Annotated in this window: 12 protein-coding genes; 5 read left to right on the top strand and 7 right to left on the bottom strand. The window is 55.6% G+C overall.

Annotated features, from left to right (window positions below; translation table 11 throughout):
• Positions 1 to 28: 28 nt before the first annotated feature.
• On the bottom strand, positions 29 to 1,012 hold the full coding sequence (gene zipA / locus CWR52_RS18805; RefSeq protein WP_048226152.1) for a cell division protein ZipA: 984 nt from the start codon (positions 1,010 to 1,012) through the stop codon (positions 29 to 31).
• Positions 1,013 to 1,242: 230 nt separating this feature from the next.
• Here zipA and cysZ point away from each other — a divergent pair, with 230 nt between their 5' ends.
• From cysZ to crr, 5 genes are all read left to right on the top strand, one after another.
• Positions 1,243 to 2,004: a sulfate transporter CysZ gene (gene cysZ, locus CWR52_RS18800; protein ID WP_104950398.1), complete on the top strand. Its 762-nt coding sequence runs from the start codon at positions 1,243 to 1,245 to the stop codon at positions 2,002 to 2,004.
• A 163-nt stretch (positions 2,005 to 2,167) separates the two neighbouring features.
• Positions 2,168 to 3,139: a cysteine synthase A gene (gene cysK, locus CWR52_RS18795; protein WP_045909448.1), complete on the top strand. Its 972-nt coding sequence runs from the start codon at positions 2,168 to 2,170 to the stop codon at positions 3,137 to 3,139.
• Between the two features lie 317 nt (positions 3,140 to 3,456).
• The gene (gene ptsH, locus CWR52_RS18780; RefSeq protein WP_045909449.1) at positions 3,457 to 3,714 is read left to right on the top strand and encodes a phosphocarrier protein Hpr; all 258 of its coding nucleotides are present in this window, start codon (positions 3,457 to 3,459) and stop codon (positions 3,712 to 3,714) included.
• A 44-nt stretch (positions 3,715 to 3,758) separates the two neighbouring features.
• Positions 3,759 to 5,486: a phosphoenolpyruvate-protein phosphotransferase PtsI gene (ptsI, locus tag CWR52_RS18775; RefSeq protein ID WP_023332954.1), complete on the top strand. Its 1,728-nt coding sequence runs from the start codon at positions 3,759 to 3,761 to the stop codon at positions 5,484 to 5,486.
• 40 nt (positions 5,487 to 5,526) lie between these two features.
• Positions 5,527 to 6,036 carry a PTS glucose transporter subunit IIA gene (gene crr, locus CWR52_RS18770; RefSeq protein ID WP_003861316.1) on the top strand — a complete coding sequence of 170 codons (510 nt, stop codon included), beginning with the start codon at positions 5,527 to 5,529 and terminating at the stop codon, positions 6,034 to 6,036.
• 44 nt (positions 6,037 to 6,080) lie between these two features.
• Here crr and pdxK read toward each other — a convergent pair whose 3' ends face one another.
• From pdxK to CWR52_RS18740, 6 genes are all read right to left on the bottom strand, one after another.
• A complete protein-coding gene (gene pdxK, locus CWR52_RS18765; protein ID WP_104950397.1) occupies positions 6,081 to 6,917 on the bottom strand; it encodes a pyridoxine/pyridoxal/pyridoxamine kinase in 837 nt (278 codons plus the stop codon).
• A 5-nt stretch (positions 6,918 to 6,922) separates the two neighbouring features.
• Positions 6,923 to 7,834 carry a cysteine synthase CysM gene (gene cysM, locus CWR52_RS18760; RefSeq protein WP_104950396.1) on the bottom strand — a complete coding sequence of 304 codons (912 nt, stop codon included), beginning with the start codon at positions 7,832 to 7,834 and terminating at the stop codon, positions 6,923 to 6,925.
• A gap of 113 nt (positions 7,835 to 7,947) precedes the next feature.
• Positions 7,948 to 9,042 carry a sulfate/thiosulfate ABC transporter ATP-binding protein CysA gene (gene cysA / locus CWR52_RS18755; protein ID WP_104950395.1) on the bottom strand — a complete coding sequence of 365 codons (1,095 nt, stop codon included), beginning with the start codon at positions 9,040 to 9,042 and terminating at the stop codon, positions 7,948 to 7,950.
• On the bottom strand, positions 9,032 to 9,907 hold the full coding sequence (cysW, locus tag CWR52_RS18750) for a sulfate/thiosulfate ABC transporter permease CysW (protein ID WP_104950394.1): 876 nt from the start codon (positions 9,905 to 9,907) through the stop codon (positions 9,032 to 9,034). The genes cysA and cysW overlap by 11 nt, the downstream gene beginning before the upstream one ends.
• Entirely contained in the window at positions 9,907 to 10,740 is an 834-nt protein-coding gene (gene cysT / locus CWR52_RS18745) for a sulfate/thiosulfate ABC transporter permease CysT (protein WP_028014001.1), read from the bottom strand. Before cysT ends, cysW begins: the two co-directional genes overlap by 1 nt.
• Positions 10,740 to 11,753 (bottom strand): sulfate ABC transporter substrate-binding protein, encoded by a 1,014-nt coding sequence (locus CWR52_RS18740; RefSeq protein ID WP_104950393.1) that lies wholly within the window; start codon positions 11,751 to 11,753, stop codon positions 10,740 to 10,742. Before CWR52_RS18740 ends, cysT begins: the two co-directional genes overlap by 1 nt.
• Between the last annotated feature and the right edge of the window lie 43 nt (positions 11,754 to 11,796).

The raw sequence follows: 11,796 nt of genomic DNA, 5'->3' as shown, positions 1-11,796 counted from the left end.
TGAGGAGGAGTTGAAGTCAACGCGGCGATTACGCGTTAGCTTCCTTAACTTCGCGGATGCGGTCCTGATACTCGCGCAATTTCTGCGGCGTCATCATTCGACGCTGATCGTCGAGCACCACACCACCGACTTCGTCAGCGATATGCTGAGCGGACTGCAGCATCAGCTTAAAGTTTTGCAGTTCGTCGCCATAAGACGGCACCTGCATAAAGATAGTGACGCCAGGCGTAACGAAATCACCGGTCATGTCCGGATCAAAGGTACCTGGGTTAACCATGTTGGCCAGGCTGAACAGCGCCGGGCCGCTACCGTCAGGACTCAGGTGGCGATGGAAAATGTTCATATCGCCAAACTTGAAGCCTGCCTGTTGAATACTGTTAAGCAGAACGTCACCGTTGAGATGGCTACCGTGATGCGCGGCCACGTTCATGATGATCACCGCTTCTTTACGCTGCGGTTTTTCAACAACCGGTTCTGGCTCTGCAACGGGCTCAGGCTCAACATGCGGGGCTGGCGCGGGCTGCGGCGCAGGTTGAACATGAACAGGCTGCTGCGGTTGTGGTACCGGCTGTGCAGGCTGCTGTTGCACGGGCTGCTGCACCGGTTGCTGTTGAACCGGCTGTGGCGCAGCAGGCTGCTGATAGACAGGCTGTTGCGGCGGCTGGCGCACCGGTTCTTCCACAGGCTGCGGCGCTGGCTGGCGCGGCTGTGCAGAAGCATACGGCGGTTGATACTGGTGCTGCGAAGGACGAGGCGCTTCATGCTCCCCATGGCCTACGCCGGGCGCAGTATTGACCCGATGAACACGAACTTCACCCACGCCGTCGTCGTCGCTTCCATCGATGTCATCTTCACTGTCATCGTCGTCACGACTGGACTTCATGCGCTTCAGTGGGCGATCGCGAAACATCGAGGAACGCTCTTTACGGCTGGTCCAGAAACCATGTACCAGTAAAGCGATTATGGCGATCGCGCCAACAATGATTAATATCAGACGCAAATCCTGCATCATTATATTCTCTGTTGTTCTAACACCTTGCCACCACGGCAAACATTTACTCACTAAGAGTATTTGCCGTTTACGTCAAGTGCAAGTGTGTGCAGAGCATTCACAGCATAAAGATGAAGGAAATCGTGCTTTTTGCTGGTTTTTCGAACATTTCCGAACTGGTCATTGGTCCGTAAGTGGATAATATAGGCGGGCAATTCCACTGGTTGTGTAAAAAGGAGTACAGCCTGGCTATGGTTTCAACATCTTCTTCCCCCCCGCGCAGCGGCGTCTGGTATTTTTCTCAGGGCTGGAAACTGGTCTCCCTGCCGGGTATTCGACGCTTCGTCATCCTGCCGCTGTTGATCAACATTATTCTGATGGGCGGCGCGTTCTGGTGGCTGTTCACAAAGCTGGAGAGCTGGATCCCGTCGCTGATGAGCCATGTGCCAAACTGGCTGCAGTGGCTTAACTACCTGCTCTGGCCGGTGGCGGTGATCTCCGTGCTGCTGGTGTTTGGCTACTTCTTCTCAACGATTGCAAACTGGATAGCCGCACCGTTTAACGGTTTGCTGGCGGAACAGCTGGAAGCGCGCCTTACCGGTGCAACACCGCCGGACACCGGCATATGGGGGATCATGAAAGACCTCCCTCGCATTATGAAGCGTGAATGGCAAAAGTTCGCCTGGTACCTGCCCCGCGCGGTTGTGCTGCTTATCCTCTATTTTGTGCCCGGCATTGGCCAGACGGTGGCACCGGTGCTGTGGTTCCTGTTCAGCGCCTGGATGTTGGCCATCCAGTACTGCGACTATCCGTTCGACAACCACAAGGTGCCGTTTAAAGAGATGCGCACCGCCCTGCGCAGCCAGAAGGTTGCCAATATGCAGTTTGGTGCGCTGACCAGCCTGTTTACCCTGATCCCATTCCTGAATCTGTTCATCATGCCCGTCGCCGTCTGTGGCGCGACGGCAATGTGGGTGGACCACTACCGTGCTAAGCACGCGTTATGGAAATAATGCAAAAATGTGTAAAGCAGGGGTGGCTTATGCCGCCCCTTATTCCATACTGATCCCCATTATTTCCTTGCAGTATATAGATATGCGAATTCCTTACTTCCCCCCACCTGCTTAGCAGGTATGCTGGGTCGGTATCCCAATTTCATACAGTTAAGGACAGGCCATGAGTAAGATTTATGAAGACAACTCGCTGACTATCGGTCATACGCCCCTGGTTCGACTGAACCGTATCGGTAATGGACGCATCCTGGCGAAGGTCGAATCACGTAACCCGAGCTTCAGCGTAAAATGCCGCATCGGTGCAAACATGATTTGGGATGCTGAAAAACGTGGCGTACTGAAGCCTGGCGTTGAACTGGTGGAACCGACCAGTGGCAATACCGGGATCGCTCTGGCCTATGTTGCTGCCGCGCGCGGCTACAAGCTGACGCTGACCATGCCTGAAACCATGAGCATCGAGCGTCGTAAGCTGCTGAAAGCGCTGGGCGCGAACCTGGTACTGACCGAAGGCGCGAAGGGCATGAAAGGTGCCATTCAGAAAGCCGAAGAGATTGTGGCCAGCGATCCGGCGAAATATCTGCTGCTGCAGCAGTTCAGCAACCCGGCTAACCCGGAAATTCACGAGAAGACCACAGGCCCTGAAATCTGGGAGGATACCGACGGCCAGGTTGACGTCTTTATCTCCGGCGTGGGTACCGGCGGTACGCTGACCGGCGTGTCACGCTATATTAAAGGCACGAAAGGTAAAAAAGATCTGATTACCGTTGCCGTTGAGCCGACTGACTCACCGGTTATCACCCAGGCGCTGGCGGGGGAAGAGCTCAAACCCGGCCCGCACAAAATTCAGGGTATTGGGGCAGGCTTCATTCCGGGCAACCTGGATCTGAAGCTGATCGATAAAGTGATCACCATTACGAACGAAGAAGCCATCTCTACCGCGCGTCGCCTGATGGATGAAGAAGGTATTCTGGCGGGTATCTCTTCCGGTGCGGCCGTTGCGGCAGCGCTCAAGCTTCAGGAAGATGAAGCCTTTACCAATAAGAATATTGTGGTTATCCTTCCTTCCTCGGGTGAGCGTTACTTGAGCACCGCGCTGTTTGCCGATCTCTTCACTGAAAAAGAGCTGCAACAGTAGTGCCAGCATGTTAATAACGCGTAAAAAAGCACCTTTTTAGGTGCTTTTTTGTGGCCTGCTTCAAACTTTTACCCCTCCTGGCATTGCTTCACCCCGTTGGGTCTGGTATTTAAACCAGCAATTATTTTGATGCGTGAAATTAATCAGCGAACGAAATAGCCTTGCTGAATCGATTTTATGATTTGGTTCAAGTCTTGCTTTCGCTGCATAATGTTTAATGACGATCGAAACGTCAGCGCTAACAATACAGGCTAAAGTTCAGTCGCCAGGCTAGACTTTAGTTCCACAACACTAAACCTATAAGTTGGGGAAATACAATGTTCCAGCAAGAAGTTACCATTACCGCTCCGAACGGTCTGCACACCCGCCCTGCTGCTCAGTTTGTTAAAGAAGCAAAAGGCTTTTCTTCTGAAATCACTGTGACTTCCAACGGCAAAAGCGCGAGCGCAAAAAGCCTGTTCAAACTGCAGACTCTGGGCCTGACTCAGGGCACCGTTGTCACCATCTCTGCGGAAGGTGAAGACGAGCAGAAAGCAGTTGAGCATCTGGTAAAACTGATGGCTGAGCTCGAGTAAGTTTCCGGGTTCTTTTAAATATCAGTCACAAGTAAGGTAGGGTTATGATTTCAGGCATTTTAGCATCCCCGGGTATCGCTTTCGGCAAAGCACTGCTGCTGAAAGAAGACGAGATCGTCATCGACCGGAAAAAAATTTCTGCCGACAAGGTTGATCAGGAAGTTGAACGTTTTCTGAGCGGTCGTGCCAAGGCATCTGCGCAACTGGAAGCAATCAAAACTAAAGCTGGCGAAACTTTCGGTGAAGAAAAAGAAGCCATCTTCGAAGGGCACATCATGCTGCTCGAAGATGAGGAGCTGGAGCAGGAAATCATAGCCCTCATTAAAGATAAAGGCATGACGGCCGACGCGGCTGCGCATGAAGTTATCGAAGGTCAGGCAACTGCCCTGGAAGAACTGGATGATGAATACCTGAAAGAGCGTGCGGCTGACGTACGTGACATCGGTAAGCGCCTGCTGCGCAACATCCTGGGTCTGGCCATTATCGACCTGAGCGCAATTCAGGATGAAGTGATCCTGGTTGCTGCTGACCTCACCCCATCTGAAACCGCACAGCTGAACCTGAAAAAGGTCCTCGGTTTCATCACCGACGCGGGTGGCCGTACCTCCCACACCTCTATCATGGCGCGTTCTCTGGAACTGCCTGCCATCGTGGGTACCGGTAGCGTCACCTCTCAGGTGAAAAACGGCGACTATCTGATTCTGGATGCCGTAAACAATCTGGTTTACGTCAACCCAACCAATGAAGAGATCGATAAACTGCGCGCGGTTCAGGAGCAGGTTGCGACTGAAAAAGCGGAACTTGCTAAGCTGAAAGACCTGCCAGCCATCACCCTGGACGGCCATCAGGTTGAAGTGTGCGCAAACATCGGTACCGTCCGCGACGTTGATGGCGCTGAGCGCAACGGTGCGGAAGGCGTCGGTCTCTATCGTACTGAATTCCTGTTCATGGACCGCGACGCGCTGCCTACAGAAGAAGAGCAGTTTGCCGCGTATAAAGCCGTGGCTGAAGCGTGTGGCTCTCAGGCGGTTATCGTCCGTACCATGGACATCGGTGGCGACAAAGAGCTGCCGTACATGAACTTCCCGAAAGAAGAGAACCCGTTCCTGGGCTGGCGTGCAATCCGTATCGCAATGGATCGTAAAGAGATCCTGCGTGACCAGGTTCGCGCGATCCTGCGTGCCTCTGCGTTCGGTAAGCTGCGCATCATGTTCCCGATGATCATCTCTGTTGAAGAAGTGCGTGCACTGAAGAAAGAGATCGAAATCTACAAACAGGAACTGCGCGACGAAGGTAAAGCATTTGACGAGTCAATCGAGATCGGCGTGATGGTGGAAACACCAGCGGCGGCGACCATTGCGCGTCATTTAGCCAAAGAAGTTGATTTCTTTAGTATCGGTACCAATGATTTAACACAGTACACCCTGGCAGTTGACCGTGGTAATGATATGATTTCACATCTCTACCAGCCAATGTCACCGTCCGTACTGAACTTGATCAAGCAAGTTATTGATGCTTCTCATGCAGAAGGTAAATGGACTGGCATGTGTGGTGAGCTTGCAGGCGACGAACGTGCTACACTTCTGTTGCTGGGTATGGGTCTGGACGAATTCTCTATGAGCGCCATTTCCATCCCGCGCATTAAGAAGATTATCCGTAACACGAACTTCGAAGATGCGAAGGTGTTAGCAGAGCAGGCTCTTGCTCAACCGACAACGGACGAGTTAATGACGCTGGTTAACAAGTTCATTGAAGAAAAAACAATCTGCTAATCCACGAGATGCGGCCCAAATTACTGCTTAGGAGAAGATCATGGGTTTGTTCGATAAACTGAAATCTCTGGTTTCTGATGATAAGAAAGACTCCGGAACTATTGAGATTGTTGCTCCGCTCTCCGGCGAGATCGTCAACATCGAAGACGTGCCGGATGTAGTGTTTGCTGAGAAAATCGTTGGTGATGGCATTGCTATCAAACCAACTGGCAACAAAATGGTTGCTCCAGTTGACGGCACCATCGGTAAAATTTTTGAAACCAACCATGCGTTCTCTATCGAATCTGATAGCGGTATCGAACTGTTCGTTCACTTCGGTATCGACACCGTTGAACTGAAAGGCGAAGGCTTCAAACGTATCGCGGAAGAAGGCCAGCGTGTTAAAGTTGGCGACCCGGTGATTGAATTCGATCTGCCACTGCTGGAAGAAAAAGCCAAGTCTACCCTGACTCCGGTTGTTATCTCCAACATGGACGAAATCAAAGAGCTGATCAAACTGTCTGGCAGCGTCACCGTGGGTGAAACCCCGGTTATCCGCATCAAGAAGTAATTCTTGCCGCACAGTAAAATGGCGCCTTCGGGCGCCATTTTTGTTTATGCCGGCAGAATAAGCTCGTCGTAGCCTTTCGACTGGGTATAGAGCATCACGTCCGTCACCCGATCGCCGGCCATGCGAATGGCATCGGCAACAGTTTTCCCCTCAACAATGCCGCTCACCAGCTCTGAACAGAACAGATCGCCCGTTCCCTTCAGATCGGTCTCTACGCGCGGATGCGCGCTGACGGTGACGCCCTCGCGTGAGACCAGCACCACGTGGATGTTTCGCGGATCGTCGGCAACCGGCGCACTGGTGATCGCCACCCATTTCAGGCTGTCGGAGAGCAGTCCCTGTGCCGCCGCGATGGCGCTTTCCGGCGTACGGCATGGTTTGCCGCTTAACACTTCCAGCTCGTAGACGTTTGGCGTGATCCCCTGCGCCAGCGGCAGCAGGTGCTCCCGATACGCTTCGGGGATCTCAGGCTTCACGTACATCCCGCTGTCGATATCGCCGATAACCGGGTCAACCAGCACCAGCAGGTCAGGATGCTGCGCTTTGACCGCTTTCAGCCACTGCGCCAGCAGGACGATCTGGCTGGCACTGCCCATATAGCCGGTGGTGACCGCCTTAAGCTCGCGCAGGATCTCGCGCTCTTCCAGCGCCTTCAGGTAGCCGCTGAACCACTCATCGGGGATCACGCCGCCGTAGAAGGTGTCATAGTGTGGCGTGTTGCTGAACAGTACCGTCGGCACGGCGGTAACGTTCAGCCTGTGGGTACGAATATTCGGTACCGCAATGCTGTTCCCCACGCTGCCGTACACCACCTGCGACTGCACGGCGACAATATCGGTTTGCTGCGCCCGGGTATTATCCCGGAATAGAATCATCTCCATGACGCTTAAATCCCCGCCCCCTGCGAATAACTCTCTTCACCAAAGACGCCGGTAGAGAGATAGCGATCGCCGCGATCGCAAATAATCGCCACCACTACCGCACCCGGGTTTGCCTGCGCTACCCGCATCGCACCCGCTACCGCGCCGCCCGAGCTGACGCCGCAGAAGATACCTTCGCGGACGGCCAGCTCACGCATGGTATTTTCCGCCTCGCGCTGGTGAAGATCCAGCACCAGGTCCACAAGCTGTGCATTAAAAATGCCGGGCATATACTCCGCCGGCCAGCGGCGAATGCCCGGAATGCTGCTCCCCTCTTCCGGTTGCAGGCCCACAATGGTGACGGCTTTATCCTGCTCGCGCAGAAAACGCGATACCCCGGTAATGGTGCCGGTGGTGCCCATGCTGGAGACAAAATGGGTGATTCGCCCGTCGGTTTGCTGCCAGATTTCCGGGCCGGTGGTGGTGTAGTGCGCGTACGGGTTGTCCGGGTTATTAAACTGATCGAGCAGTTTACCTTCACCGCGCTCGGCCATTTCTAACGCCAGGTCGCGCGCGCCTTCCATCCCCTGCTCTTTGGTCACCAGAATCAGCTCGGCCCCGTAGGCACGCATCGCGGCGCGGCGCTCCTGGCTCATGTTATCCGGCATCAGCAGCTTCATGCGGTAGCCTTTCAGCGCCGCAATCATCGCCAGGGCGATACCGGTGTTGCCGCTGGTGGCTTCAATCAGCACGTCGCCCGGCTTAATCTCGCCGCGCTTTTCGGCCTGGACAATCATTGACAGTGCCGCGCGGTCTTTCACCGACCCCGCCGGGTTATTGCCTTCGAGTTTGACCCAGATTTCGCTGCCGTTGTCTGGCCCCATGCGCTGAAGCTTGACCAGAGGTGTGTTGCCGATGGTGTTTTCTAATGTATTCATGATCGCCGTCCAATAAAAAGCCCGGTAGCGCGCAGCGATCCGGGCCTACAGACGTCATATTGTAGGCCGGGTAAGCGCAGCGCCACCCGGCAAAACTACGTAATCCTAACCTATCAGGCTGACTCCGCCAGAGCAATATCCTCGCGCGTCTCAATCCGCTCCTTACCGTGATAGATGCGCGCATGCTGCAGCCCGACAAACAGGCGCTCACCCCGGTGCGGCGGGACGTCGTCGCGCATGACCACGGTCAGCGGCTCGGTATACCAGCCCAGCGGCTGTACCACTAATTGTGTGTAGTGACCTTTAGGGCTAGCTTCCAGCACCTGCACCGGCAGCGGTGAATCCAGGCTGGTTCGACGGCTCACGTCCACTTCCCACGGACGCAGGAACAGATCGACCGGTCCCTGGTGCGCGGAGGTATAGCCCAGCGGCCAGCGGTGCGCGCCGACGTGGAACTGGCCGCCGCGAATGGTGCCCTGCAGACGGTTTACCTCGCCCATAAACTCCAGCACGAAGCGGGTCGCCGGTTCACGCCAGAGCTGTTCCGGCTCGTCAACCTGCTCAATGTTGCCCTGACTCATGACCACCACGCGATCCGCGACTTCCATCGCCTCTTCCTGGTCGTGGGTCACAAAGACGCTGGTGAATTTCAGCTCTTCATGGAGCTGACGCAGCCAGCGGCGCAGCTCTTTACGTACCTGCGCGTCCAGCGCGCCGAAGGGTTCGTCCAGCAGCAGAATTTGCGGCTCAACGGCCAGCGCGCGCGCCAGGGCGACACGCTGCTTCTGTCCGCCGGAAAGCTGCGCCGGAAAACGGTCTGCCAGATGCGCAAGCTGCACCATCTCCAGCAGTTTGGTCACTTTCGCTTTGATGGTGGCGGCATTTGGGCGTTCACGACGCGGCAGCACGGTGAGGCCAAAGGCGATGTTGTCGAACACGGTCATGTGGCGGAACAGCGCGTAATGCTGGAACACAAAGCCCACTTTACGATCGCGGGCATGCAGGCGGCTCACGTCGGTGCCGTGGAAGCGAATGTGTCCGCTGGTCTGGTGTTCAAGCCCGGCGATAATGCGCAGCAGCGTCGTTTTACCGGAGCCAGACGGCCCCAACAGCGCCACCATTTGTCCGGAAGGGATATCCAGCGAGATATCATTCAGCACCTGGGTGCGACCAAAAGACTTCTTAATATTGGCAATCTCAATGCTCATGATTTCCCTCCTGATGCTGACGTTTTTCCTGATTCTCTAAACGCCACTGCACCACACTCTTCAAAAACAGGGTCAAAATGGCCATCAGCGTCAGCAACGCTGCGGCAGTAAAGGAACCGACGGTGTTGTAGTCCTGTTCCAGTAACTCAATCTGTAATGGCAGCGACAGGGTTTCACCGCGAATCGAGCCGGAAACCACCGACACCGCACCAAATTCGCCGATGGCGCGGGCGTTGGTCAGTACCACGCCGTAAAGCAGCGCCCAGCGAATGTTCGGCAGCGTCACGCGGCGGAACATTTGCCAGCCTGAAGCCCCCAGCAGCACCGCCGCTTCGTCTTCGTTGCTCCCCTGGCTTAACATCACCGGCACCAGCTCACGCACCACGAACGGACAGGTCACGAAGATGGTAACCAGCACCATGCCTGGCCAGGCGAACATGATCTGCAGGTTATGCGCATCAAGCCAGCCGCCCAAGGGGCCGTTGGAGCCGTAAAAGAGCAGGTACACCAGACCCGCCACCACCGGCGACACGGCAAACGGAATATCCAGCAAGGTCAGCAGCAGCTGACGTCCCGGGAAGTTAAAGCGCGTCACCAGCCACGCCAGCAGGGTACCGAACACCAGGTTCACCGGAACGGTGATCAGGGCAATCAGCACGGTCAGCCAGATGGCGTGCAGCATATCCGGATTCGCCAGATTCTCCAGCGCGGGCATCAGCCCCTTGCTGAACGCCTGAACGAAGATATAAATCGTCGGCACGACGAGAATGAGGGCGGACACCAGCACGCCCGCCCCAATCAGAAACCATTTACCCCAGTTGATGCGGGGCGCATCGTATCGCTTCAATTGTGTAACTTCCGCCATCAGTGACCTACCACACGTCGACCAAAGCGACTTTGCAGAGTGTTAATCGAATACAGCAGCAGCAGCGAGGCCGCGAGGATCACCGAAGCAATCGCGCTCGCCGCCGGATAATCAAACTCCTGGAGGCGAATGAAAATCATCAGCGAGGTCACTTCAGTTTTCCAGGCGATGTTTCCGGCGATAAAAATCACCGCGCCGAACTCGCCAAGGCTGCGGGTAAACGACAGCGCGACGCCCGCCATCAGCGCCGGAGACAGCTCCGGCAGCACCACCTTGCGGAAGCTCTGCCAGCGCGTGGCGCCCAGCGTTTCCGCCGCTTCTTCGTATTCCGGACCTAACTCTTCCAGCACCGGCTGCACGGTACGCACCACAAACGGGATGCTGGTAAAGGCCATCGCCACCGCGATACCGAGCCAGGTATAGGTCACCTTGATGTCAAATTTCGCCAGCCACTCGCCGTACAGCCCGTTCACGGAGAAAAGCGACGCGAGGGTTAAGCCGGCGACCGCCGTCGGCAGCGCAAACGGCAGATCCATCAGGGCGTCAAGCAGCGTGCGGCCCGGGAAGCGATAGCGGGTCAGGATCCACGCCATCAGCAGGCCGAACACGCCGTTAAAAATGGAGGCGACAAACGCCGACAGCAGCGTCACCTTATAGGCCGCCACCACCTGCGGGTTAGTGACCACGTCCCAGTACTGCGCCCAGCTCATCTCAGAGAGTTGCATCACCAGCGCGCTGAGCGGCAACAGCAGGATCAGGCAGACGAACAGCAGGCTGGTCCCGAGGCTTAAGGTAAAGCCCGGCAGCACGCGTTTAGTCGAGACTGCAAACATCACTTACGCCCCGCCGCCAGCAGTTTGTCTAGCTCACCGCCGCTGGCAAAATGCGTTTTCATCACGTCTGGCCAGGAGCCAAAATGATCTTCCACGCGGAACAGCGCGGTCTGCGGGAATTTATCTTTCAGCTTGTTCATCACGTCCGGATTGTTCACGCGGTAGTAGTAGTCGGTAATGATGGTCTGCGCCTGAGGGCTGTACAGGTAGTTAAGATAGGCTTTTGCCGCTTTCTCGGTACCGTTTGCCTGCACGTTTTTGTCCACCCATGCGACCGGGAACTCGGCCAGAATGTTGGTTTTCGGGATAACCACCTCAAAGCCCTGCGCTTCATACTGCTTGCGGATGTTGTTCACTTCCGACTCGAAGCTGATCAGCACGTCGCCCAGACCGCGTTCTGCGAAGGTCGTGGTCGCCCCGCGGCCGCCGGTATCAAACACTTCGACGTTTTTCAGGAACTGGGTCATGAACTGCTCGGTTTTGGCTTTATCGTTACCGTCAGCCTTGTCCGCCGCGCCCCACGCCGCTAAATAGGTGTAACGCGCGTTACCGGAGGTTTTTGGGTTCGGGAAAATCAGCTTTACGTCGGAACGCACCAGGTCGCTCCAGTCGTGGATATTCTTCGGATTGCCCTTACGCACCAGGAAACCCATGGTGGAGTAGAACGGCGAGCTGTTGTTCGGCAGACGGTTCTGCCAGTCCGCCGGGATGAGCTTGCCTTTGTCATGCAGGATCTGCACGTCAGTCACCTGGTTGTAGGTCACCACATCCGCTTTCAGGCCCTGCAAAATCGCCAGCGCCTGCTTGGACGACCCGGCGTGAGACTGTTTAATAGTCAGCTTATCGCCATTGTTGTCTTTCGCCCACTGCTGTTCGAACGGGGGATTAAGGGCGGCAAACAGCTCGCGGGAGACATCATACGAGCTGTTCAGCAGCTCGGTCGCCTGCGCCTGGGCCACCAGCAGTAAACCTGCCAGCGCCAGAGATCCTTTTTTCAGTACAGTAACGGCCATTGCGCACCCTTATAAATGTGATGACTATCTTATTGTCATAATA

This window comes from Enterobacter sp. SGAir0187 (assembly GCF_002952735.2).
GTDB lineage: Bacteria > Pseudomonadota > Gammaproteobacteria > Enterobacterales > Enterobacteriaceae > Enterobacter > Enterobacter quasiroggenkampii.
Note: the sequence above shows the minus strand (reverse complement) of the source record. Positions and strands in the feature narration are given on the sequence as shown.